A 23,222-nucleotide genomic window follows, 5' to 3' on the forward strand; every position below is an offset into this window, starting at 1 on the left:
GCGCGACGAGCGTCTCACACCGTCACCCCGGCCACCACCGCATTCCCGATGGAGCTGGCGTCACTGGACAAGCGCAAAGGCATGTCACCTGTGGCGGCCCTCGGCGCACGCCGCTTGCTTTCCACCGGGCACAGCTCTGCATTCAGATGCACCATGCCCCGCTTGCCCCCGTGCCGCCGGTGGTCGCTGGGCGAATGGCCGAACTGTGCCCTATAGGCCTTGCAAAAGTGCGAGGCCGTCTGGAAACCACAGGCCACGGTGATCTGCATGATCGGTGCACTCGTGTGCGCCAGCAGTTCACGGGCACGACGCAGCCGCAAGGCCATGTAGTGCTGCGCTGGCGTGACGTCGTGGTAGCGGTGGAACAGGCGCTCCAGCTGGCGCAGCGAAACACCCGTCGCCTCCGCGATTTCCGACAGGGCCAGCGGCTCCTCGATGTTCGCGGCCATCAATTCGGTGGCCTCGATCAGATGTTCGTAGCCCGGGCCGACGAACTCGGGCTTCGGCAAACGCTGCTGCTCGCTCTGATCGCGCACGCGATCGATGATGAACTGTTCGGAGATGGCCATTGCCAGCTTGTTGCCATGGTGGGTTCGCACCAGATGAAGCATCAGATGCAGCGGCGCGATCCCGCCGGAGGCGGTGACCCGGTCGCGGTCGACGACAAAAACCTCCAGCGCGAAACGCACCTTGGGACAGGCTTCACGCAGCGCCGACAGGTTCTCCCAGTGCACCGCACAGCGGTAGCCATTGATGACCCCCGCCTCCGCCAGCGCATGCGTGCCGGTGCACAGGCCGCCCAAGGCCTGCCCGCGCGCAGCACGCCGGCGAAGGTCCTGAAGCACGGCGCCGCCGATGGCCTTCTGCACCTCCACGCCCCCACAGACGAACACCAGATCGCAAGCGTCCAGGTCCGCCAGCACGCCAGGCTTTTCCACCGACAAGCCGTTGCTTGCCGGCACCACGCTGCCGTCGCCCGTCGCGACCGTCCACGTGTAGAGTCGCTGCCCGCTCAGCAGGTTGGCCATGCGCAGGACTTCGAGCGCATTGGCAAACGCAATCATCGAATAGCTGTGTAGCAGCAGGAATCCGAAGTGGCGAACCTGGGGAGACGTGGATGAAGAAGAGATCGGTTCAGTCATCGCGGTCGGCCTCATCAGTGGGGGATCGCCGCTTGATGTCCGTCATGAACTGCATCCGTCCTGCGACGGCGCAAGCAATGCGGCCTCAATGCGGGTTCGACGTTGATTGTGATCAAACTTCATGCACACCTGAACCGGGAAATACGCGTAAGGGAAGGCCTCCATGGCTCCATGGCACGCTTCGGCAGGACGTTCCCGCGGTCGTTGTGGATGCCGAACCGGACCCCTTTGCCCCATCTTCGTGCGCTCGCTTGATCACCGTCGACGAACGCAAGGAACAGGCCAGCACGGCATGCGGCGTGACGGGCAGCCTCGCCGCCGCCATCACGGGTGGCACGGATGTTTTCGCAAGGAGTGCGGGCACGCGAGGTCGCCTCGACGCCAGGCGTCAACCATGGGCGTGCGCAAGCGCCAACCGGCGCTGTGTGTCTCAGGTCGAAGGATGGACCAGCGACAACTTGCGCAGATGCTCGAGCAGCAGTCGCGCCTTGTCCACGGCGGAGCCGTCGCGGATCACGATGCCGCCCTGACGGGAGGACTCGGCGGAACCCGTGGCTCGGGCCATGCGCGCCGCACCGCTTTCGGTGGATGCGGGCGCCAGCGGCCGGCGCTGCCTGCGTGCCGGCTCGAACGTCCAGTCCGCGCTCCTCGCGGGCTGCGGCGTGCCCGTGGCAATGGGGCCGTTCGTCAGGCAGCCCGCCTGCGCAGCAGCCCAGGAGTAGCGCAGCGGCAGGTCTTCGCGCGACGCCAGGCGCGCACTGGTGACGAGCACGGCGGCCGTGCCGCGCTCGAGGCGCCACGAACGCCGCGCACCACGAGGCAACGCCTGCGTCACGTGCCAGCCGCCATCGGTTTCAGGCAGCAGGTCGATCACCTCGTTGATGAGCGGCCGCTGCAGGCATTTCGCCAGTGCATAGGGCAGCAGCCCGCTGGCCGGGCCGGACTCGCCACGCGGCCCGGTGAGCACCAGCTCGCTATCTCGGCAGGCAGTTGCCAGGACCTGCACGATCTCTTCGAGCCCCGCGGAACCATCGGCCGGCACCCGCGTGAGCTGGCTCACGCCCTGCGCCAGGTAGTCGCGCGCGACGCCGGCCGGCATGTCGCCCGCGGTGCACAGCCACGGCTCACCGCTCTCGCCCAGCGCCTTCTGCGCCAACGCGATCGCCGCGGTGTCGGCCCGGCTGCGCGTGGCGCGACCGCTGGTGGTGTCGATGCGCACGCTCACCAGGACCGCGAGCAAGGAAGGCTGTGTCGAACTCATGACGCCGTCTCCGCTGAAGCCGGTGTGGTGCGCACCAGCATGAGCAGTGCGCGCATCAGGTTTTGCACGTCCTCGGCCAACACCAGCTCCGAGCGCTGTGCAATGGGCGCCGCCGGATCGGTGTTGACGGCCATGACGTGCCGGCATTCGCGTATGCCTTGCAGGTGCTGCACCGCACCGGAGATGCCCATGGCCAGGTAGCCGCGTGCCTGGACCGTGCGGCCGGTGGCGCCGATCTGCTGGCTGCGCGGGAAACGGCCGTCGTCCACGGCCACGCGCGAGGCGCCCACGGCCGCGCCGAGGGCCTGGGCAAGCTCGTGGAACAACGCCACGTCGGTGACGCCGTTGCCGGCAGCAAGGATGAAGTCCGCCTCTTCCAGCGCCACTTGCTGCGCCTTGCCGGACACGCGGCCCAGGTCCTGCACCCCGACGGTCGGCCGTGCAGCAGGCGCCGGCAAGGCCAGCTGTTCACCCCGTCCGACGAAGGGCAGATCGGTGCGTGCCACGTGCCGTGCGACCAACAGCAGGTCCAGGTCCGCCAGCGACGCCGTCGCGTCGCCGCTCGCCCGCCCCATCGCGCCATGATCTCGCACGCGGGCTCGGCCTTCCGCAATCTCGACAACGGAAGCGGCGACCGCCAAGCCTTGCGCCACCGCCAGGCGGCGCCCCAGGTCGGCGTCGTCGCCGCGGTCGGGCATCAGCACCAGCCGTGGCCGCAACGTCCCCCAACGCTCGGCCACGGCATCGGCGAGCGCGTCGGCCGTGGTCGCCTCTGTGACGGGCAGGAGCTCCAGCCTATCGATGCCCAGTGCAGCGGGATCGAGCTGCAGCGATGCGTCGGCACAGGGCATCACGACGACCACCGCCTCGTCAGCGCGCGCCAGCAGAGCAGCCGCGGCAATCGCTTCGCGCGCGTGTTCGTCGATGCCACCGCTGTCGGGGTGGGTCACGACCAGCAGGCAGGCCGAAGCCGGCTGTGCCAGGCGTGGCCGGCGTTCGGCCGCAGGGGCTGCGGCACCGAGGCGCACATCCCGCTCGCCTTCGGTACCACCCAGAATGATACGGCGCAAGCCCTGCGCCGTGATGAGCGCCGGGCGGCGCGGATCGACGCGACGCGTCATGGCTGTCCCCCGCGCATGCTGCGCCTGCTCATGCCTGCACCTCCACTGCACGGGCCACCAGCTCGGCCACGTCCAGCACTTCGGGTCGTGGGCCAACCACGCCTTCCAGCATCGCGGTGCATTGCGGGCAGGCCACGGCAACGACCTCCGTGCGCGTGGCACGGGCGTCGTCCATGCGGATGTCGGGAATGCGGCGCTTGCCCGGAATATCCGTAGCTGGCGCCCCGCCCCCGCCCCCGCAGCAGCGTGCGTTCATGCCGTGGCGCTCCATCTCCACCACGCGGATGCCGATGGCCTTGAGGGCGCGGCGCGGCGCTTCGGTCTGACCGTTGTAGCGACCGAGGTAGCACGGGTCGTGCAACGTGACCGTGGGCATCGCAGCCCCCCTGCCTGCAGCCGGTTGCAGGGCGTTGCGCTCCAGCAGGTCGGCCAGCAGCTCGGTGTGGTGCCACACCTGGGTGCGACCTTCGGCGAGACGTTGTGCCCAAGCAGAATCGATCAGCGGGTATTCGTTGCGCAATGCGTGCAACAGATGCGGGTCGGCCGTGACGATGTTCGCCGCCGGCCGCGTCCACAGTGTCGCGATGAGCTGGCGAGCCAGGCGCTGGTAGTCCGCTTCGTCGCCCAGCCGGCGGGCCACGTCGCCGCAATCCGTTTCGGCAGCGCCCAGCACCGCGGGAACGATGCCGCCGGCCTTCATGGATTGCACCAGCGCCCGCAAGGTCTTCTGGGCGCGCATGTCGAAGCCGCTCTCACCCGCCATGAGCAGCCACTCGACCTGCTGCGCCGGCTCGGCAAGGGGCAGGCCCAGGTCGGTCGCCCAGTGGTAGCGCGCGGCCAGCGGATAGCGGCCTTGTGTGTCGGTCTCGCGCAGCGCGGCCAGCACCTCGCCGCCCTTGTTCGGCACCATACCGCCCACCAGCGTGAGGTTGCGCCTCAGGCCCACCACCAGGTCCACGTGCTCGATGAGCATGGGACAGGCCTGCACGCAGGCGCGGCAGGTGGTGCAACTCCACAGCGTCTCGGCTTCCACGAGGCCGGGCACCACCGGCTGGTCCGGCGCGCCGGCATGGCGGCCCGCCTCCTGTCCCGGGTAGGGGTTGCCGTGATAGCGCGCATCGCTGCCGCCGGCCATGCCTGTCACCAGGTCTTGCACCAGCTTCTTGGGATTGAGCGGCTGGCCGGCGGCATAGGCCGGGCAGGCCGCCTCGCACTTGCCGCACTGCACGCAGGCGTCAAACGACAGCAGCCTGTTCCACGGCAGATCGACGGGCCGGGCGATGCCCGGCGCATCCCGGCCCAGGGTCAACGGCTCGAGCGCGCTCGCACGGCGTTGCGCGCTGGGTCCGACGCGCTGCGGCTGGAAGCGCTCGGGCCGCGGATGCAGGCCCAGGTGGAGCAGCCCGGCGATGGCGTGCTTCATCGGTCCGGCCAGACCGATGCCCAGCGCCAGTTCGGCCGCCCCCACGGCGAGCGCCAGCACACAAAGCGTGGCCCACCACGGTGCGATCTGCTCGTACCACAACGCGCCTGCAGCCAGCGCACCCATGCCCGCGGCACCGCTGGCCAGCGTCCACGGCAACCGGCTCCAGGGGCCGCGGGAAACGCGCGCCGCAACCGCCGGCTGGCGTCTGCGCATCGCCATCATCACGGCGCCCGCAAGCATCAACACCGCACAGACCGCCAGCGCCACGTCAAGCACCGCCAGGCGAAGGCGCAATCCATCGTTGATCGCAACGAGCCCCAGGCAGGCGAGCGCCCCGCCGGCCACTGCCACATGGGCACGCGCCACTGCGGGCTCGCGAGCCACCACGTCGTGCAGATCGACGAAATAGCGCTTCGGGACGGCCAGCAGGCCGCGCCAGTCGACCGCGGCCGGACGGCCCGCACGCCACAGCGCCGCACGGCGCGCCGTGCCAACCGCCAACGCTGCCAGCGCCAGCCAGAACACAGCGGTGACGAGGTCGCGCCACACGAAGGCAGAGGTCAAGCTTTCCATCTCAATACTCCATGCCGTCGAAGCGACGCGCCGTGCGCATGAAACCGGCCGAGCCCAGCGGCCGCCGCGGGGCCGGCTTTGGCGGGCCGCTCGCGCTGCCCTCTGGAGGGGGAGCGCCGAAGGCGCTTCGGGAGTGGGCCTTCACGCTAGAAGTCCTTGCACAGACGCAACGCGTCGTAGATCGCCGCGTGGATGTTGTGCATCGACACGCCGTCCCCGATACGGAACAGCGCGAACTTTCCGTTGCCCAGCGGCTGCGACAGCACCGGCTGCGGTTGCGCCGCGTAGAGCGTGTCGATGTCGGTCTGCCCATGATTGACGGAGCGGTCCTTGAGCTGCCAGTACAGCGCCTCGTTGGGCCGGATGCCGTTCTCGATCACGACCTGGTCGACGACGCGCTCTTCCTGCACATCGGTGTACTCGTTGCGCAGCACGGCCACCAGTTTGTCCCCCTCGCGGTACACGCGGTCGAGCCAATGGTTCGGCGTGAGGATCACGCCCTGCGAGTACAGGCGCCGGTAGAAGATCGGGAAGGTCGTCCCGCCGGTGTCGTCCGCGATCTTCACGTCCGGCGTCACCATTTCGACCAGATGGCCGCGGCTGGCGATGAAGTCCGCTGCGCCGGTGCCTGCATGCGCACTGATGGCGTCGTACACCAGCACGTTGCCCTGCGGCGCCGTGCGGCCGCTCAGGATGTCCCAGCTCGACACCGCCAGCCCTTCGGACACGCCCCACTCGTGGACCTGGTCGGTGTGCGGAACACCGCCGGTGGCCAGCACCACGATGCCGGGCCGCTCGTCCATGATCATCGACACGTCGGCCTCGGTGTTCAGCCGCCGGTCCACGCCCAGGCGCAGCGTCTCGAGGTCGAACCAGCGGATGATGCCCGCCATCTGCTCGCGCTGGGGCGCCTTGGCCGCCAGGTTCACCTGGCCGCCCACCTGGCCCTGCTTCTCGAACAGCACCACGTCGTGGCCGCGTTCGCGAGCCACGCGTGCGGCTTCCAGGCCTGCAGGCCCGGCCCCCACGACCACCACCTTGCGCTTCGGTCCGGTGCTCCTGGCGATCAGGTGCGGCATGGTGCGTTCTCGGCTGGTGGCGGCGTTCTGCACGCACAGCACGTCCAGGCCGTTGTACTGGCGGTCGATGCAGTAGTTGGCGCCGACGCACTGCTTGATCTGGTCTTCACGGCCGTCGCGGATCTTGACGACCATGTACGGGTCGGCAATTTGCGCGCGCGTCATGCCTACCATGTCGACCGTTCCGCTGGCGAGCAGCCGTTCGGCCTGCTGCGCATCGCGGATGCTCTGCGCATGCATCACCGGGATCTTCACCACGCTCTTGATGCCGCCGGCCAGGTGCACGAATGGTTCGGGCGGCAGCGCCATCGGTGGCATGCAGTTGGCCAGCGTGTTGTGCGTGTCCGCACCCGAGCCGATGACGCTCAGGTAGTCGATCAGCCCGGTTTCGCTCATGGCCTGCGCGATCTCCTTCAGCGCTTCGTGGTCCAGGCCGTCCTCATGGAACTCGTCGCCGCACATGCGCAGGCCCACGCAGAAGTCGCGGCCCACCTCTTCGCGCACGGCATGGAGCACCTCGACGCCGAAGCGCAGGCGGTTCGCGAGGGAGCCTCCGTATTCGTCGGTGCGGTGGTTGGTGCGCGGACTCCAGAACTGGTCGATCAGGTGCTGGTGCGCGGCCGAGATCTCGATGCCGTCCATGCCGGAGGCCCTCACGCGGCGCGCGGCCCGCGCATAGTCCTTGACGATGCGTCGGATCTCCTCGATCTCGATCGTCTTCGCATTGCCGCGGTGCACCGGCTCCCGTACGCCCGAAGGGCTCACGAGATGGGGCCAATCGTAGCCGTGCCAGGCGTTGCGGCGCCCCATGTGGGTCGCCTGGATCATGATCTTCGCGCCGTGGCCGTGCATGGCTTCTGCCAGCCTGGCGAGCCCTTCCATGGTCTCGTCGCGCGAGAGATTCACCGAGCTCCACCAGGCGTTTGGGCTGTCCTTGGCCACCGGGCTGGAGCCGCCGCAGATGGCCAGGCCCACGCCGCCGCGCGCCTTCTCCTCGTAGTAGCGGATGTAGCGTTCCCCGGGCATGCCGTCATCGGCATAGACCTCGGCGTGCGCCGTGCTCACGATCCGGTTGCGGATCTGCAGCTGGTTCAGCTGGATGGGTTCGAACAGGTGCGGGTAACGCATGGTAGGGCTGCGGCGTTTCTGTGGATCTCTATGTGTCAGACGAGAACAGGCGTCACCGTGAACACGCAGTGGTCGTGTCCCTCGGCCTCGCAGCGTGTCTCGGCGCTGTGCGTCTTCCAGGGCTGGCCAGTGTCCTGACCCACCCAGTCCATCGCACCGGAGAACCAGCCGGCGAAGAGATAGCAGACCTTGTCCTTCGTCACCGGCACGCCGGCGATGCCCTGGGCCAGCACGAACACCGAGTGCTTCAGCAGGATGCGCGCGTGGCCCGAGGCCGGATCCACCTCTTCGAAGGAAAACAGGCCCCAGCCGCGCTGCGACAGCCGCTTGAGGTAGTGCTCGTACACCGCCAGGCCTCTCAGGCCATGGGTCTTTGCTTCCTGTTCGCACCAGAAGTACGCCGAGCGGTAGCCTGCCTTGTAGAGGCTTCGGGCATAGGTGTCGCGCCCGATGGCAGCTTCGGCCTCGACGTGGTTGTTCACGAAGAAGTGCCGCGGCACGTAGATCATCGGCAGTCCGTCGGTGCGCCAGATGCCGGTGTTCTCTTCGACGTCGATGGGCAATTGCGGTTGCATCGTCTCAGGCCCCCCACACGTCCTTGAACACCCGCAGCCAGTTGCCGCCGATGACCTTCTCGATCTTGCCGGCCGGCCAACCGGCGTGAAGCATCGCATCCGTCAGGTTCGGCATCTCGCCGATGGTGCGGATGCCCACCGGGTTGAGCACGGTGCCGAAGTCGGTGAGCCGACGGCCCCGGCCCTTGTCATGCGTGATGTGGTCGAAGAACTCCTGGCCGTAGCCCTGCGTGTGGTCGGTGCCGACGCCCACGCAGTCCTCGCCCACGAGGTTGATCACGTAGTCGATGGCTTCCACGTAGTCTTCGACGTTGGCGTCGATGCCGCGGCGCAGGAAGGGCGGGAACATCGTCACGCCGATGAAGCCGCCGCGGTCGGCAATGAAGCGCAGCTGCTCGTCGCTCTTGTTGCGCGGGTGCTCCTTCAGGCCCGCGGGCAGGCAGTGGCTGTAGGTGACCGGCTTCTTCGAGGCCAGGATGGCTTCCTCGCTCGTCTTGGCACCCACGTGGGACAGGTCCACCATGATGCCCACGCGGTTCATCTCGGCGATGACCTCGTGGCCATAGCCGGAGAGGCCGCCGTCGCGCTCGTAGCAGCCGGTGCCGATCAGGTTCTGCGTGTTGTAGCAAAGCTGGACCACGCGCACGCCCATGTCCGCGAAGGCCTCGATGTGGCCCAGATGGTCTTCGAAGGCATGGGCGTTCTGGAAGCCGAGGATGATGCCGGTCTTGCCGTCCCGCTTGGCCTGCTCGATGTCGGCCGTGGTGCGCACAAGAGTGAGCAGGTCCCCATTGGCGCGGATGTGCGCCTTCATGTCAGCGATGTTGTGCACCGTGCTCTTGAAGTCTTCCCAGACCGAGACGGTGCAGTTGGCGGCAGTGAGTCCGCCCTTGCGCATGTCCTCGAACACCGGGCGGCACCACTTGGAGATGATCAGCCCATCGATGACGATGGCATTGGCATGGATCGGATTCATGGCTTGGGTCCTCGCGTCTGGTACATGGCCTCATTCTTCGAGCGGGCGACAGCGGAGGCTTGTGCAACGCGGACACGCACTTGCACAAATCCGACATCGCGATTCAGACAGCGATGACCTTCGGTTCATTGCCCCGTCAAGGCCAGGACGGCAGATGCCACCGATTTCGGGCGTGGCAGCCAGCGCATCGGCATGGTGAACACCGGCCCGTGCTCCACGATGTCGTCAGCCAGTCGGTTCCTGCCCGGCAGCAGGAGGAGTTCGGCGGCGCGGGTCGATGTGTCGGTTTGCATCGTTCCCGCATAGGAAGGCCGCCACGCTGCGAAATGCCGCGCGGCGCCACGCCGTTGGCTGCAGGCGACATCGGCGACGCGTGTCGATTCCAGACAACTCCGCGTCCGACGCACGCAAGGTCCCTGCGGCCGCTCGCCGAACAATGGCCTGACCAGGGGCGCCAAGCAGCCCTTGGCGAGATGTCCTGCGAAGCTTACAAAACGGATGCCAAGGATCTCCGTCATGCCCCACCAGCCCTCCATCGTCACATTGCAACCACGCGCCGGCGCCGCAAGCGCCCTGCTGAAGGCCTTGCTGGAGCAACGCCGCCCCGGCCACAGCCTGGACGCGCCCTTCTACCTGAGCGACGAGGTGTTCCAGGCCGACATGGAATACATCTTCCGGCGCCACTGGGTCTTCGTGGGCGTGGCGCCGCAGGTGCCGGAGCCGGGGGACTACGTCACGGTGGACGTAGGAGCCGACTCGGTGCTGATCGTGCGCGACGACGACATGAACCTGCGCGCCTTCCACAACGTGTGCCGCCACCGCGGCTCACGCCTGTGCCAGGAACACCAGGGCAGCCTCGGCAATATCGTCTGCCCCTACCACCAGTGGACCTACGACCTCGAAGGCCGGCTGATCCACGCGGACCACATGGGCCAGGCCTTCCTGCGCGATCAGCACGGCCTCAAGAAGGTGCACCTTCGCAACCTCGAAGGGCTCCTCTTCATCTGCCTCGCCGACGAGCCGCCGGCCGATTTCGACGAGATGGCACAGCGCCTGGGCCCCTACCTGGCGCCGCATCGGCTCGAGGACTGCAAGGTGGCTGCGCAGGTCGACATCATCGAGAAGGGAAACTGGAAGTTCACGCTCGAGAACAACCGCGAGTGCTACCACTGCGTGAGCAACCACCCGGAGCTGACCGTCTCGCTGTACGAACATGGCTTCGGCTACCAGCCCGGGCCGCAGAACGCCGAAGGCCTGGCGCGCTTCGAGCAGATCGTGAAGGAAAGACACGCCCGCTGGGAGGCCATGGGGCTGCCCAGCGCGCAGATCGAGGAACTGGACAGCCGCATCACCGGCTTTCGCACCATACGCCTGCCGCTGGACCGCGCCGGCCAGTCGCAGACCCTGAACGCCGAGGTCGCGTGCAGGAAGCTGCTGGGCGATTTCTCGGACAAGGCGCTGGGCGGCCTGTCGGTCTGGACCCAGCCCAACTCGTGGCACCACTTCATGAGCGACCACGTGGTGAGCTTCTCCACCATCCCGCTCGGTCCCGACCGCACGCTGGTGCGTACCACCTGGTGCGTGCACAAGGACGCCGTGGAGGGCGTGGACTACACGGTGGAGAACCTCACCGCGGTGTGGAACGCCACCAATGATCAGGACCGGCACCTGGTGGAGTTGGCGCAGGCCGGCGCCGCCAGCAGCGCCTACGAGCCGGGCCCCTACTCTCCCTACACCGAGGCCCTGGTCGAGGCTTTCTGTACCTGGTACGTGGACCGCATGCGTGCCGGCGTGAGCGCCGGGCGTTGAGGCGGCGGAAACCGGAGCGCCGCGCGATGACCGCTTCCTATTACGACCTGTCCGAGGCGCCCGCTCCCCCTTGGGGCCCCGACGACGAGTGGCTCGAATGCGTGCGCGTGCGCGACGAGACCCACGACGTGCGCAGCTTCGTGTTCCGCCCGGTGCAAGCGCGCACCTTCCGCTACCGACCGGGGCAGTTCATCACGCTGCGTCTGGACATCGACGGCGAGCCGGTGCATCGTTGCTACACGCTGTGCTCGAGCCCGACGCGGCCCGACACCGTGACCATCACCGTCAAGCGGGTGCCCGGCGGCCGGGTGTCGAACTGGCTGCACGACCACATGCGGCCCGGCCAGCGGTTGTCGGTCACCGGCCCCGCGGGCAGCTTCTGCTTCCCGCCCGGGCCGGTGCTGGCGCCCGCGCGAGGGCAGCTCTATCTTTCGGGTGGCAGCGGCATCACGCCGCTGATGTCGATGTCACGCGCCTGGAGCGACCTGGGGCTGGACGTCGACGTGCAGTTCATCCACGCCGCCCGCACGCCGCAGGACATCGTCTTCGCCCATGAACTGGAGTTGCTGGCACGCACGCTGCCTCGCTGGCGCGCCACCCTGGTGTGCGAAGGCCGCGGCGACACGCCCGGCTACTGTGGCCTGCTCGGCCGCCTGAACCTCGCGCTGCTGCACTCCCAGGTGCCGGACTTCCTGGAGCGCGAGGTCTGGTGCTGCGGGCCGGCCCCCTTCATGGGCGCCGTGCGCAACATGCTGGCCGAGGCCGGCTTCGACATGGCCCGCTACCGCGAAGAGAGCTTTTCGTTCGAGAGCCTCGTCCCGGACACGGCGGCCGGGGCGGCGCCCCCGGCCGCCCCGGCCACCCATGGAGCCCGCCAGTTCGCCATCACCCTCAAATCACGCGGCGAGCGCTTCGAGTGCAGCGCCGACGAAACCATCCTCCAGGCCGCCCAACGTGCCGGTGTCCGCTGGCCCTTCTCCTGCTCCAGCGGCATGTGCGGCACCTGCCGCACGCGCAAGCTCACCGGCGAGATCGAGATGCACCAGAACGGCGGCTTGCGCCCGCGCGAGGTGGCGCAGGGGTGGATGCTGCCGTGCTGCAGCAAGCCGCTGACCGACATCGAACTCGACCGATAGACGGCCAACGGCCGTTCCCGGAGCATGAAAATCGTCCCCACACCACCGTCCCAGGAACCGATCATGTCCACACCGAAGATCCAGATACGCGACCTGACCAAGGTCTTTGGGACCAAGCCGCAACAGGCCGTGGACCTGTTGTGCCAGGGACTCTCGAAGGACGAGATCTTCAAGCGCACGGGACAGGTGGTCGGCCTGAACTGCGTGAGCTTCGACGTGCAGGCCGGCGACATCTACGTGCTCATGGGCCTGTCGGGCTCCGGCAAGTCCACGCTGATCCGGCTCATCAACCGACTGGTCGAGCCCACCTCGGGCGCCATCACCGTCGACGGGCAGGACGTCGTCAGGATGCCGGCGGCCGAACTGGTGCGCTGGCGCCGCAAGCGCGTGGCGATGGTGTTCCAGAGCTTCGCGTTGATGCCGCACCGCACGGTGTTCGACAACGCGGCCTTCGGTCTCGAGATCGCCGGAGAAAAGCCCCGTCTGTACCGCGGCAAGGTCATGCACGTGCTCGATCAGGTGGGCCTCGCGACCTACGCCCACAAGTACCCGAGCCAGCTCTCCGGCGGCATGCAGCAGCGTGTGGGGCTCGCACGGGCGCTGGCGGTGGACCCGGACGTCCTGCTGATGGACGAGGCCTTCTCCGCGCTGGATCCGCTCAAGCGCACGGAAATGCAGGACATGATGCTGGAGTTGCAGCGCGACCAGCGCCGTACGATTTTCTTCGTGTCGCACGACCTCGAAGAAGCACTGCGGATCGGCACGCGCATCGGCATCATGGAAGGCGGTACGCTGGTGCAGGAAGGCACGCCGCACGAGATCATCACGCGCCCGGCCAGCGACTACGTGCGCCGCTTCTTCAAGGGCGTGGACACGTCACGCTACCTCACCGCCGCCGACCTCGTCGACAGCATGCCACCTACTGCGGACACCCTCGCGCGCTGCAATGGGCACAGACTCTCGGCGGCTACCACGTTGCCCGACGCCTTGCGCACCGTCCTCGGGCTGGATCAACCCGTGATCGTTTTCGACGACACCGAGCGCCTCGTCGGCTGCATCACACCCAAGAGCCTGCTCACCAAGATTGCGAGTACCCGTCATGTCGGCTGATCTCTTCAAGCATCTTTTCGCGGACTCCGACGAGCGGTTGCTGCCGCTGGGCGCGCTGGTCAACGACGGTGTCAAGCTGCTGCTGGACCGCAGCGCAGGCGTCTTCGATGCCGTCGGCAACGTCGTCGACCGCTTTGCGGAACAGATCGAGAGCATGTTCCTCGCCGTGCCGTCCTGGGTGCTGATGCTGCTGGTGGTGGCCGTGGGCACGTGGCGGCTCAAGTGGCGCTTCGGGTTGTTCGCGCTGGCCAGCCTGCTGGTGATCCGCCTCACCGGCTTCTGGGAGCAGACCATGGTGACGCTGGCGCTGGTGTTCTCGGCCACGCTGCTCAGCCTGATTCTCGGTGTGCCGCTGGGCATCCTTTGCGCGCGCAGCAATCGCTTCAATGCGGTACTGCGCCCGCTGCTCGACTTCATGCAGACCATGCCGGCCTTCGTCTACCTGATCCCGGCGGCGATGCTGTTCGGTCTGGGTCGCGTGCCGGGCATCCTGGCCACGGTGGTGTTCGCCATGCCGCCGGTGGTGCGGCTCACCGCGCTGGGCATACGGCAGGTCAACACCGAGCAGGTCGAGGCCGGCCAGGCCTTCGGGTGTACTTCGCTGCAACTGCTGTGGAAGGTGCAGTTGCCGATCGCACTGCCCACCCTGATGGCCGGCGTGAACCAGACCATCATGATGGCGCTGTCCATGGTGATCATCGCTTCGATGGTGGGCGCGGGCGGCCTGGGCAACGACGTGCTGTCCAGCATCCAGCGCCTGGACATCGGCCTGGGCTTCGAGAGCGGCCTGTCGGTGGTGCTGCTGGCGATCATCCTTGATCGCCTGACGGAGAGCTTCGGCTCGCGCCGATTGGAAGGCTGAGCAGGTACAGGTGAACCCGGCCTCGCGCACACGGCAGGCCGGTGATCGATGCGCCACGCGGCGGCATCGGACTCGCTTCGAACCGTCGATCGCTCGCGCGTGCTCGGCGGCCGTGCGCGCTAAGACCTGGTCAGGTGCAGGGACGCCGTGCACTCGCGCCTCGGTGCACGGTTCCGTGGGTGTCGAAATCCGGTTGGTTCGCGTCGTCACATGGCAATCGCGCCAAGGCCGCTTCCCTGAGCATCACTGCGGCCCTTCAACCCAACAGATCGACGACCGGAGAGAGAGAAATGACCTCGTTCAATCGCATCGCCCATCCCTTCACGATCACGACGCTTCTTCTGGCGAGCGCGTCGGCACCAGCCCAGTCGTCGATCAGCATTTCCGGGCTGATCGACATCGGCGTGTACCGAGGCTTCGACAAGATGAAGCACGTCGGCACCATCCAGCGCAGCAACATCGCGTTCAGCGGCTCCGAGGATCTCGGCGGCGGCCTCGCGGCCACGTTCAAGCTCTCGCACCGCTTCGATGCGGACACCGGCCAGCCCGAAGGCGCCGGTTCCAAGCCGTTCTGGCAAGGCGAGTCGACGGTCGGATTGAAGGGCGGCTGGGGCAGCGTGCGGCTGGGTCGCGCGCTCGACGCCGTCTGGGCCAACGACTGGGCCTACGACCCCTGGTACAACTTCAACCGCATCGCGTCGCCGGCGTGGCAGTACTGGCATTTCAACTACTCGAGCGACCGCACCAGCAACAACGGCTCGGCGGAGTTCGGCCGCCTTTCCAACGGCGTCTTCTACGACTCGCCCAGCTTCGGCGGCTTCGCCTTCCATTTCAGCGGCGCGTTCGAGGACTCGGCCGGCGCAGGCGGGGGCACCGGCAACAACGCCGGCCTCTCGCTCAACTATGACCAGGGCCCGATCTCCTTGATGCTGGCCCATTCGAAGAACAGCAGCGACGATACGGTGAGCTTCTTCGGCGCCAAGTACAGCTTCGGCGACCTCTCTCTCATGGGGGCATACGACAGGAGCAAGTTCGAGGCGACAAGCGACTCGGTCGCCAAGGTCTACACGCTGGGGGCGACCTACAAGATCGGCGTGGCGGAACTCAAGGCCGGCTACGGCCGGCTCGACGTGGACGGCGCCAAGTCGAAGTTCTTCGGCCTGGGCGGCGACTACTGGCTGTCGAAGCGCACCAGTCTCTACGTCAGCGCCGGCCACAACCAGCCGAACGCCGGCGACGACACGACAGCCTACGGGGTGGGCATCGCCCACAGTTTCTGACCACCAACTCGAGGAGATTGCATGTCATCAACCAATCGTGGCGTGGCGTATGTGCGGGCAGGCACTGTCGAAGTGCGGTCCATTCCCTTTCCCAAGCTGGAAGACCCGCGCGGCAGGCGCATCGATCACGGCGTGATCCTGCGCGTCGTGTCGACCAACATCTGCGGCTCGGACCAGCACATGGTGCGCGGCCGCACCACGGCGCCGGAGGGGCTGATCCTCGGCCACGAGATCACCGGCGAGGTCATCGAGCTCGGGCGCGACGTCGAAACGCTCGAAAAGGGCGACCTGGTGTCGGTCCCTTTCAACGTCGCCTGCGGGCGCTGTCGCACCTGCAAGGAGCAACACACGGGCGTGTGCCTCACCGTCAACCCGGCGCGCGCTGGCGGCGCCTACGGTTATGTCGACATGGGCGGCTGGGTGGGCGGGCAGGCCGAGTACGTGATGGTGCCGTATGCCGACTTCAACCTGCTGAAGTTCCCTGACAAAGCGCACGCGATGGAGAAGATCCGCGACCTGACCTGCCTGTCGGACATCCTGCCCACCGGCTACCACGGGGCCGTGACGGCAGGCGTGGGGCCGGGCAGCACGGTGTACGTTGCGGGCGCCGGGCCGGTGGGCCTGGCCGCGGCGGCATCGGCGCGTCTGCTGGGCGCGGCCTGCGTGATCGTCGGCGATGTCAACCCCGCCCGTCTTCAGCACCCCCGCAAGCTGGGCTACGAGGTGGTCGACCTGTCGCAGGACGCGACGCTGGCCGAACAGGTAGCGCAGATCCTCGGCGTGCCGGAAGTCGATTGCGCCGTCGATGCGGTGGGCTTCGAGGCGCGTGGGCACGGCCATGAAGGCGCGCGCCACGAGGCGCCGGCCACCGTGCTGAACTCGTTGATGGAGGTGACACGCGCGGCCGGCCGTATCGGCATCCCGGGGCTTTACGTCACCGAGGATCCGGGCGCCGCCGACAAGGCCGCCCGGACCGGCTCGCTGAGCATCCGCCTCGGCCTGGGCTGGGCCAAGTCGCACAGCTTCTTCACCGGCCAGACCCCGGTGATGAAGTACAACCGTGCGCTGATGCAGGCCATCCTGTGGGATCGCATCAAGATCGCCGAGACGGTGGGCGTGGAGGTCATCACGCTGAACGAGGCGCCTCGGGGCTACTCGGAGTTCGATGCAGGGGCGCCCAAGAAATTCGTCATCGACCCACACGGGCTGGTGGCGCAGGCGGCCTGAGCGTCACCGGCTCCTGCCGGGTGCCCTGCCGGATGAAGCCCGGCAGGGCGCCTCTTCCCCGGCCGGAACGGCCGCCCCGCGTGACGGCATCACTTGTCGGTCCAGGCCGCGAACCGCTGCTCCAGTGCTTCGCCGTGTACCGACCACCATCGCGCGTCGACGGTGAGGGACCGCTTGGCGTACCAGTGCGCTGTCGGCAGGACGTGCATCATGACCGTGTCGAGCAGGCCCGCGGCCGAGACGCGCGTGGGGCCATAGGCGGTCACGGGCGCCAGGGCGGCCATCGCGACAGGGCTGGAGGCGTACCTGACGAAGGCCATCGCATCTTTGCGGTTGCGCGTTCCCTTCACGATGCCCAGGCCCTCGAGGCTGAGCAGTTGCCCGTCCCACACGTAGCGCAGGGGCTTGTTGCCACGCAGGGTCGCCGTGTAGATGCGGCCGTTGTAGGAGCTGGCGATCTGCGCCTTGCCGGTATCCAGCATCTCGACCGGCTCCGCGCCGGCGGTCCACCACACGATATGCGGCTTGAGCGCATCGAGTTTGCGGAATGCGCGCTCGACGCCTGCGGGCGTCGACAGCACCTTGTAGACCTGATCCACCGCCACACCGTCGGCCATCAGCGCGAATTCGAGGTTGCCCTGCGCGGTGCGCCGCAGCCCCCGCTTTCCCGGGAACCTGGCCGTATCGAACACGTCCGCGATCGTCTGCGGCGCCTTGTCCACGAATGCCTTGCGGTTGTAGGCAAAAACCGTGGACCAGACGTTGGTCGCCACGTAGCACCGTGTGAGCGCCCCCGGCACGAAGTCGCTACGCGCGGGCTCGCCCTTCACGCCTCGATCCAGGTCATCAGGATCGATTTCTTCGAGGAGACCCTCGTCGCAGGCGCGCAGCGCGTCCGCCAGGCTCAGGTCCACGACGTCCCACACGACCTGGCCGGTGCTCACCTGGCCGCGCAGTTCGTCGATGCCGCCGGCATACTCCTCCATCCTGACCTTCACGCCTGTGCTACGGCTGAAGGGCGTGACCGCCGTGTCGAGCTGGGCCTTGGCGTAGCTGCCGCCCCAGGAGGTGAAGGTCAGTTCGCCGGCCTGCACGCCCGATGCCGAGCACGCCGCCGACAGCAGGCATGCGGCGCGGACGGCGAAGCCGCCCAGTCCCTGCCCCGTGATGGTGTAGGTCGAGAACCTGAAACGGGAACCCGCAGCATTCATGATTCAACTCCTGTGATCTCATGAATGTCGATTCGCATGCGACGGCATCCACACCCTCGACGATACGAAGGCGTGGCCGAGGCCGGTATGCCGATTGCGACGGCGCCTGGCCGATCCGCGACATGGCTTCAGCGCAGGACGACGGTGCGCAGTCCGTTGATGAAGACCCGGTGCTCGAGCACGTAGCGGATGGCACGCCCGAGCACCAGGCACTCGACGTGACGCCCGGTGCTCAGCAGCTGTTCGGGGCTGTACGCATGGTCGACGCGCTCCAGCGCCTGCTCGATGATCGGCCCCTCGTCGAGGTCGGGCGTCGCGAAGTGCGCCGTGGCGCCGATCAGCTTCACGCCGCGGGCATGGGCCTGCTCGTACGGCCTCGCCCCCTTGAAGCCGGGCAGGAAGGAATGGTGGATGTTGACGACCTGACCGGCCAGCTCGCGGCACAGGTCGTCGGACAGCACCTGCATGTAGCGCGCCAGCACCACCAGCTCGGCGCCGTAGCCGCGGATGCATTGCAGCACCTGTGCTTCCTGCTGCGCCTTCGTCTCGGGGGTGATCGGAAAATGGTGGTACGGCAGGCCCTCGGCCTGCGCGATGGGCGCCAGGTCGGCGTGGTTGGACACCACCGCGACCACGTCCATGTGGAGCTCGCCGCGCCGGCGCTGCGCCAGCAGATCGTGCAGGCAGTGGTCTGCTTTCGAGACCATGATCAGCACGCGCGCCGGGCGCCGCGTGTCGTGGATCGAGCCGTGCGCATCGGCAAAACGCGCCAGCACCCCGGCATAGCGTGCGCGCAGCGTTTCGAGGTCCTCGTCGGTCGCGCCGCGAATGCGAAAGACCGTGCGCACGTAGAAGCGCTCGCTCAGCACGTCGTCGAAAACGGCGAACTCCTCGATGTAGGCGCCGTGCTGCTCCAGCAGGGCGGTCACCGCCGCCACCTGGCCGCGGGCGCTGCGGCAGGCGAGGGTCAGGCAGTAGCGCCCGTCTTCAGGCAGGCAGGCGCTCATCGCATGTCCTTCTGGTTGCCAGATGCCGCCGCTGCGCCTCGAACTCGTGGCGAGAAACGCAACGCTCGATGCCGACCGATACCGCCTGGTCGCTCATGCGCTGCTTGGCCAGGCCCGCATGCACTTCCTGCACCCGCACATCGAGATCGAAGGCGAACGCCAGCAGCTCGTTGACTCGCGTTTCCAACAGCGCGACATGCGGCGTGCAGGGCCACTCTTCGGCGATCCACCGGCACAGCGGGGCATAGTCGATGCACTCGCCCAGGCTTGCGGGGCATGCCGCCGCGACGCCGCGCAGGCGCAGCGTGACCGTCACCGGCTGCGGCAACCCCTCATCGGCGTCGACGCCCACGCGCAGCCGCGTCTGCAGGCGCTCGATCCGGACCGTCCAGGTGGCGTTCACGCGAACCGTCTCGTCACCAGCCCGCACTCGGCGGCAGTGCGCTCGAGCATCAGCCACACATAGCCCATGAAGCTGCGACGCACCAGCAGCTCGTACTCGGGCGCCTCGTCGGTCTGCCACAGCCACACCGAGGCCTTGAAGAAATGCGAACCTGCACAGGCACCTCGCTTGAAGGCGCGCGGGTGCAGATCCAGCGGGCAGCCCTGCGCGAGCACCTCGCGTGTGGGCGTGCCGCTCAGGTGCAGCACCGTGTAGCCGCTGCTGACGTCGGTCACCGCGTGGTGCTGGCCGGCCAAAGCCTCACGCAGCCGGGTGGCCAACCCCTCGGCATGCCCCTTCGGGCCGATGACGAACCAGTCGTCGGGCCCGGCCCACACCACGCGGGCGGTGCTGCCCTCGCTGGTGGCACCGGCCTGCGTGGGCAAGGCCACGCCGAGGGCCTCGGCTGCCGCCCGGCGGAACGCCGCGTCCTCGGCGTCGCCGCGCAGGTTGACGATGGCCAGTCCTTCGCGCCAGCCGGCGATGAGGGCGCTGGGGGCGGGGGCGGCGGACGCCGAGAGCGGGCGCACACCCGGTTCGGCCGTGCGGTGGAGAACCTCAAGCATTTTGACGCTCCGATTTCGGGTCGAAGAACACGGGGTTGGCGATGGTGGCGGTGACCACGCGGCCGCCCTGCATGGAAACGTGCACGCGTTCGCCCATGCGCTGAGCCCCGCCCTTGACCATCGCCAGGGCGATGGAGCGGCCCAGCGTGGGGCTGTCGTAGCTCGAGGTCACATGGCCCTGTCCGCGCGCGGGAATGCGGGGCGTCGGACCGTCGACGATGGCCGCGCCCTCCTCCAGCACGATCTGAGGATCGTCGGTGAGCAAGCCGACGAACTGCTTGCGGTCGGCTCGAGCGGTATCGCTGCGCGTCAGCGAACGCTTGCCCAGGCAGTCCTTGGTCTTGGCGACCATTGCGCCCATGCCCAGGTCCACCGGCGTGACGGAACCGTCGGTGTCCTGCCCGACGATGATGTAGCCTTTCTCGGCGCGCAGCACGTGCATGGTCTCGGTGCCGTAGGGCGTGATGCCGCATGGCGCCCCGGCCGCGTGGATGGCCTCCCACACGCGCAGCCCTTCGGCGGCAGGCACGTTGACCTCGTAGCTGCGCTCGCCGGAGAAGCTGATGCGCATGATGCGGGCCTTCACGCCCGCCACCGTGCCTTCGCGGTACGACATGAACGGGAATGCGGCATCGTCGAAGTCCACGTCCGGGCAGATCTTCTGCAGCACCTCGCGGCTCTTCGGCCCGGCCAGCGCAGTCGTGGCCCAATGGTCCGTCACGGTGGTGAGATACACCTTCAGGTGCGGCCATTCGGTCTGCAGCCAGCGCTCCAGCCAGGCCAGCACGCGCGCCGCACCGCCCGTGGTGGTGTGCATCAGGAAGTGGTTCTCGCCCAGCCGCACGGTGACGCCGTCGTCGAACACCATGCCGTTCTCGTCGAGCATCAGGCCGTAGCGGCACTTGCCCACCTCGAGCTTGGACCAGGCATTGCAGTACACCCAGTTCAGCAGCGTGGCGGCATCCGGCCCCTGGATGTCGATCTTGCCCAGGGTCGATGCGTCGAGTGTGCCGACGCCATGCCGCACCGCGAGAACTTCTCGCTTCACCGCGGCGTGCAGGTCCTCCCCCGGCTTCGGGTAGTACCACGGGCGCTTCCACTGGCCCACGTCCTCGAACAGTGCGCCTTGCCGCACGTGCCATGCATGGAGGGCGGTGGTGCGCACCGGCTCGAAGGCATCGCCCAGTTCCAGCCCGGCCACCGCGCCGAAGGTGACGGGCGTGTAGTTGGGGCGGAAGGTCGTGGTGCCCACTTGCGGAATCGACTTGCCCAGCACCTGGGCCGCGATGCCCATGCCGTTGATGTTGCCGGTCTTGCCCTGGTCGGTGCCGAAGCCCATGGCGGTGTAGCGCTTCACGTGCTCGATCGACTCGAAGCCTTCGCGTACCGCGAGGTGGATGTCGGAAGCGGCCACGTCGTTCTGCAGGTCGACGAACTGTTTGGGTGCACGGCTCACGGGCCGGGCGTGCGGCACCAGCCACAGCGGGCGCAGCGAGCCGGTCTGGATCTCGGCCACGCGCGGAGGCTCGGTGGCCGGCGCGGTAAAGCCCGCGGCCCGCGCAGCCGCCGCACCCGTGGTCCAGCCGTTGTGAGCGCACAGGAAGAGGCTTTGCACGCCGCAGCACCCACCGGCCGACATCTCGCCCTGCGCCGGCTGGCCCGGCAGAAAAGCCGCGCGCTCGTCGTCCCACACGGGCCTGCTGCCGGCCTGGCAGTGCAGGTGGATCACCGGGCTGAAGCCGCCCGACAGGGCCACCAGGTCGCAAGCCAGCGTGCGCGGCGAGCCGCTCAGGCGGTCGCTCCCGTCCAGCGCTTGCACCACCACCCGGCTCACGCGCCTGCCGCCTCGCGCTTCAGTGATCACGTGGCCCGCGAGGATGTCGATGCCCTTGGCCCGCACGCGCTGCGAGAGGCCGCCGTCGGGCTCCCGGCGCGCATCGACCACCGTCACCGAAGCGCCCGCGCCATGCAGCGCCAGCGCGGCGTCGTAGCCCGCGTCGTTGTTGGTGAAGATCACCGCCCGCCGCCCCGGCAGCACGGCGTAGCGTCGCACATAGGTGGACACTGCCGAGGCCAGCATGATGCCCGGCAGGTCGTTGTTGCCGAACACCAGCGGCCGCTCGTGCGCACCGGTGGCCAGCACCACCTGCTTCGCGCGCACCTTCCACAGCCGCTCGCGGAAGGCCGGCGCATCGGCCACGGGCAAGTGATCGCCACGGCGTTCGATCAGCGTGACGAGGTTGTGGTCGTGGTAGCCGAAAGCCGTGGTTCGCGGCAGCACCCGCACTTCGGGCATCGCAGCCAGTTCCTTGCGCGCCTGCTCCACCCACTGAACGGCAGGCACACCGTCGACCTTCTCGTCGCTGGACAACAGCCAGCCGCCAAGCTCGGCCTGTTCGTCGCACAGCACCACCCGGGCGCCGCTGCGCCCGGCCGCCAACGCTGCGGCGAGGCCCGCGATGCCGCCGCCCACCACCAGCACGTCGCAATGCGCATAGCGCTTCTCGTAGCGGTCCGGGTCCTTGACGGTGGGAGAGGCGCCCAGCCCGCTGGAAGCGCGGATGTGTTTCTCGAAGAAGTGCCACGCCGCCTGCGAGGCCATGAAGGTCTTGTAGTAGAAGCCGGCCGGAATGAGACGCGAGAACCAGCCGTTCACCGCTTTCACGTCGAACTCCACGCTGGGGCTGGCATGGATGGACGCGGCGCTCAGTCCCTCGACGAGGCTCACCTCCGTCATGCGGGCATTGGGCACGGTGCGTGCGCCGTCGAAAAGCTGCACCAGTGCATTGGGCTCCTCGACGCCGGCACTCAGGATGCCGCGTGGGCGGTGGTACTTCCAGCTGCGCGCCACGAGCGACACGCCGTTGGCGAGCAGCGCCGAGGCGAGCGTGTCGCCGGCATGGCCTTGATACGAACGGCCGTTGAATGTGAAACGAAGAACGCGGCTGCGGTCGACGCGTCCTCCCGATGGCAAGCGGGCTTTCATGCACGGCTCCTCGATGCTTCGGTGTGGCCTTCGACGTCCGGCATGGGTTCGCCGATGCGCCAGGTGGCGTGAATGCGGTAGCTCACCGTGTCGCGCAATGCGTTGAACCACCGGCCGCAGCCGCTCGAGTGGCGCCACTGCTCGTGATGCACGCCCTTGGGGTTCTTGCGCATGAAGACGTAGTCGCCCCATTCGGCGTCGGTCAGCGCTTCGGTCTTCAGCGGGCGGACGATGCCGCCTTCGCCGCCGCAGTTGAACTCGGATTCGGCCCGCGGGCCGCACCAGGGGCAATGGATTTGCAGCAT

The 23,222-nt window shown here is 68.0% G+C and carries 20 protein-coding genes; 6 read left to right on the plus strand and 14 right to left on the minus strand.

The window, feature by feature from the left end:
• Positions 1-14: 14 nt before the first annotated feature.
• The 8 genes from M8A51_RS13375 to M8A51_RS13410 all read right to left on the minus strand — a co-directional run bounded on the left by M8A51_RS13375 (position 15) and on the right by M8A51_RS13410 (position 9,799).
• Complete coding sequence (locus M8A51_RS13375; protein WP_251778972.1) at positions 15-1,142, minus strand: GlxA family transcriptional regulator; 1,128 nt, start codon at positions 1,140-1,142, stop codon at positions 15-17.
• Between the two features lie 430 nt (positions 1,143-1,572).
• The gene (locus tag M8A51_RS13380; protein ID WP_251778973.1) at positions 1,573-2,403 is read right to left on the minus strand and encodes a hypothetical protein; all 831 of its coding nucleotides are present in this window, start codon (positions 2,401-2,403) and stop codon (positions 1,573-1,575) included.
• Positions 2,400-3,524, minus strand: a complete 1,125-nt coding sequence (locus M8A51_RS13385) for an FAD-binding protein (protein WP_251778974.1) — start codon at positions 3,522-3,524, stop codon at positions 2,400-2,402. The genes M8A51_RS13380 and M8A51_RS13385 overlap by 4 nt, the downstream gene beginning before the upstream one ends.
• A 28-nt stretch (positions 3,525-3,552) precedes the next feature.
• The gene (locus M8A51_RS13390) at positions 3,553-5,523 is read right to left on the minus strand and encodes a DUF3483 domain-containing protein (protein ID WP_251778975.1); all 1,971 of its coding nucleotides are present in this window, start codon (positions 5,521-5,523) and stop codon (positions 3,553-3,555) included.
• Between the two features lie 146 nt (positions 5,524-5,669).
• Positions 5,670-7,730 carry an NADH:flavin oxidoreductase gene (locus tag M8A51_RS13395; RefSeq protein ID WP_251778976.1) on the minus strand — a complete coding sequence of 687 codons (2,061 nt, stop codon included), beginning with the start codon at positions 7,728-7,730 and terminating at the stop codon, positions 5,670-5,672.
• A 35-nt stretch (positions 7,731-7,765) separates the two neighbouring features.
• On the minus strand, positions 7,766-8,305 hold the full coding sequence (locus M8A51_RS13400) for a DUF5943 domain-containing protein (protein ID WP_251778977.1): 540 nt from the start codon (positions 8,303-8,305) through the stop codon (positions 7,766-7,768).
• A 4-nt stretch (positions 8,306-8,309) separates the two neighbouring features.
• Positions 8,310-9,281, minus strand: a complete 972-nt coding sequence (locus tag M8A51_RS13405) for a dipeptidase (RefSeq protein ID WP_251778978.1) — start codon at positions 9,279-9,281, stop codon at positions 8,310-8,312.
• Positions 9,282-9,406: 125 nt separating this feature from the next.
• Positions 9,407-9,799, minus strand: a complete 393-nt coding sequence (locus tag M8A51_RS13410) for a hypothetical protein (RefSeq protein ID WP_251778979.1) — start codon at positions 9,797-9,799, stop codon at positions 9,407-9,409.
• Here M8A51_RS13410 and M8A51_RS13415 point away from each other — a divergent pair.
• From M8A51_RS13415 to fdhA, 6 genes are all read left to right on the plus strand, one after another.
• Positions 9,798-11,090 carry an aromatic ring-hydroxylating oxygenase subunit alpha gene (locus M8A51_RS13415; RefSeq protein WP_251778980.1) on the plus strand — a complete coding sequence of 431 codons (1,293 nt, stop codon included), beginning with the start codon at positions 9,798-9,800 and terminating at the stop codon, positions 11,088-11,090. The two genes, M8A51_RS13410 and M8A51_RS13415, sit on opposite strands and share 2 nt — an antisense overlap.
• Before the next feature lie 26 nt (positions 11,091-11,116).
• Complete coding sequence (locus M8A51_RS13420) at positions 11,117-12,226, plus strand: hybrid-cluster NAD(P)-dependent oxidoreductase (protein WP_251778981.1); 1,110 nt, start codon at positions 11,117-11,119, stop codon at positions 12,224-12,226.
• Between the two features lie 63 nt (positions 12,227-12,289).
• Positions 12,290-13,336, plus strand: a complete 1,047-nt coding sequence (locus M8A51_RS13425; protein ID WP_368408551.1) for a glycine betaine/L-proline ABC transporter ATP-binding protein — start codon at positions 12,290-12,292, stop codon at positions 13,334-13,336.
• Positions 13,326-14,198 carry an ABC transporter permease gene (locus tag M8A51_RS13430; protein WP_251778982.1) on the plus strand — a complete coding sequence of 291 codons (873 nt, stop codon included), beginning with the start codon at positions 13,326-13,328 and terminating at the stop codon, positions 14,196-14,198. Before M8A51_RS13425 ends, M8A51_RS13430 begins: the two co-directional genes overlap by 11 nt.
• A 290-nt stretch (positions 14,199-14,488) precedes the next feature.
• Positions 14,489-15,478, plus strand: a complete 990-nt coding sequence (locus tag M8A51_RS13435) for a porin (RefSeq protein WP_251778983.1) — start codon at positions 14,489-14,491, stop codon at positions 15,476-15,478.
• A 21-nt stretch (positions 15,479-15,499) separates the two neighbouring features.
• The gene (gene fdhA / locus M8A51_RS13440) at positions 15,500-16,705 is read left to right on the plus strand and encodes a formaldehyde dehydrogenase, glutathione-independent (protein ID WP_251778984.1); all 1,206 of its coding nucleotides are present in this window, start codon (positions 15,500-15,502) and stop codon (positions 16,703-16,705) included.
• Positions 16,706-16,794: 89 nt separating this feature from the next.
• On the opposite strand, the gene M8A51_RS13445 is transcribed toward fdhA, so the two are convergent.
• The 6 genes from M8A51_RS13445 to M8A51_RS13470 all read right to left on the minus strand — a co-directional run bounded on the left by M8A51_RS13445 (position 16,795) and on the right by M8A51_RS13470 (position 23,222).
• Positions 16,795-17,916, minus strand: coding sequence for an ABC transporter substrate-binding protein (locus M8A51_RS13445; protein WP_251778985.1), 1,122 nt, complete (start codon positions 17,914-17,916; stop codon positions 16,795-16,797).
• 128 nt (positions 17,917-18,044) lie between these two features.
• Positions 18,045-18,923, minus strand: a complete 879-nt coding sequence (gene purU / locus M8A51_RS13450) for a formyltetrahydrofolate deformylase (protein WP_251778986.1) — start codon at positions 18,921-18,923, stop codon at positions 18,045-18,047.
• Positions 18,904-19,326 (minus strand): dihydroneopterin aldolase, encoded by a 423-nt coding sequence (locus tag M8A51_RS13455; protein ID WP_251778987.1) that lies wholly within the window; start codon positions 19,324-19,326, stop codon positions 18,904-18,906. Before M8A51_RS13455 ends, purU begins: the two co-directional genes overlap by 20 nt.
• On the minus strand, positions 19,323-19,931 hold the full coding sequence (locus M8A51_RS13460) for a sarcosine oxidase subunit gamma (protein ID WP_251778988.1): 609 nt from the start codon (positions 19,929-19,931) through the stop codon (positions 19,323-19,325). The genes M8A51_RS13455 and M8A51_RS13460 overlap by 4 nt, the downstream gene beginning before the upstream one ends.
• On the minus strand, positions 19,924-22,917 hold the full coding sequence (locus tag M8A51_RS13465) for a sarcosine oxidase subunit alpha family protein (protein ID WP_251778989.1): 2,994 nt from the start codon (positions 22,915-22,917) through the stop codon (positions 19,924-19,926). Before M8A51_RS13465 ends, M8A51_RS13460 begins: the two co-directional genes overlap by 8 nt.
• Entirely contained in the window at positions 22,914-23,222 is a 309-nt protein-coding gene (locus M8A51_RS13470) for a sarcosine oxidase subunit delta (protein WP_251778990.1), read from the minus strand. Before M8A51_RS13470 ends, M8A51_RS13465 begins: the two co-directional genes overlap by 4 nt.

The organism is Caldimonas mangrovi (genome assembly GCF_023721835.1).
In the GTDB taxonomy this organism is placed as follows: domain Bacteria; phylum Pseudomonadota; class Gammaproteobacteria; order Burkholderiales; family Burkholderiaceae_C; genus Caldimonas; species Caldimonas mangrovi.

Bases quoted from the DNA above. Each gene is read 5' to 3' on its own strand.
- M8A51_RS13375 (WP_251778972.1), bottom strand. From the start codon at position 1,142: ATGACTGAACCGATCTCTTCTTCATCCACGTCTCCCCAGGTTCGCCAC.
- M8A51_RS13380 (WP_251778973.1), bottom strand. From the start codon at position 2,403: ATGAGTTCGACACAGCCTTCCTTGCTCGCGGTCCTGGTGAGCGTGCGC.
- M8A51_RS13385 (WP_251778974.1), bottom strand. From the start codon at position 3,524: ATGACGCGTCGCGTCGATCCGCGCCGCCCGGCGCTCATCACGGCGCAG.
- M8A51_RS13390 (WP_251778975.1), bottom strand. From the start codon at position 5,523: ATGGAAAGCTTGACCTCTGCCTTCGTGTGGCGCGACCTCGTCACCGCT.
- M8A51_RS13395 (WP_251778976.1), bottom strand. From the start codon at position 7,730: ATGCGTTACCCGCACCTGTTCGAACCCATCCAGCTGAACCAGCTGCAG.
- M8A51_RS13400 (WP_251778977.1), bottom strand. From the start codon at position 8,305: ATGCAACCGCAATTGCCCATCGACGTCGAAGAGAACACCGGCATCTGG.
- M8A51_RS13405 (WP_251778978.1), bottom strand. From the start codon at position 9,281: ATGAATCCGATCCATGCCAATGCCATCGTCATCGATGGGCTGATCATC.
- M8A51_RS13415 (WP_251778980.1), top strand. From the start codon at position 9,798: ATGCCCCACCAGCCCTCCATCGTCACATTGCAACCACGCGCCGGCGCC.
- M8A51_RS13410 (WP_251778979.1), bottom strand. From the start codon at position 9,799: ATGACGGAGATCCTTGGCATCCGTTTTGTAAGCTTCGCAGGACATCTC.
- M8A51_RS13420 (WP_251778981.1), top strand. From the start codon at position 11,117: ATGACCGCTTCCTATTACGACCTGTCCGAGGCGCCCGCTCCCCCTTGG.
- M8A51_RS13425 (WP_368408551.1), top strand. From the start codon at position 12,290: ATGTCCACACCGAAGATCCAGATACGCGACCTGACCAAGGTCTTTGGG.
- M8A51_RS13430 (WP_251778982.1), top strand. From the start codon at position 13,326: ATGTCGGCTGATCTCTTCAAGCATCTTTTCGCGGACTCCGACGAGCGG.
- M8A51_RS13435 (WP_251778983.1), top strand. From the start codon at position 14,489: ATGACCTCGTTCAATCGCATCGCCCATCCCTTCACGATCACGACGCTT.
- fdhA (WP_251778984.1), top strand. From the start codon at position 15,500: ATGTCATCAACCAATCGTGGCGTGGCGTATGTGCGGGCAGGCACTGTC.
- M8A51_RS13445 (WP_251778985.1), bottom strand. From the start codon at position 17,916: ATGAATGCTGCGGGTTCCCGTTTCAGGTTCTCGACCTACACCATCACG.
- purU (WP_251778986.1), bottom strand. From the start codon at position 18,923: ATGAGCGCCTGCCTGCCTGAAGACGGGCGCTACTGCCTGACCCTCGCC.
- M8A51_RS13460 (WP_251778988.1), bottom strand. From the start codon at position 19,931: ATGCTTGAGGTTCTCCACCGCACGGCCGAACCGGGTGTGCGCCCGCTC.
- M8A51_RS13465 (WP_251778989.1), bottom strand. From the start codon at position 22,917: ATGAAAGCCCGCTTGCCATCGGGAGGACGCGTCGACCGCAGCCGCGTT.
- M8A51_RS13470 (WP_251778990.1), bottom strand. From the start codon at position 23,222: ATGCTGCAAATCCATTGCCCCTGGTGCGGCCCGCGGGCCGAATCCGAG.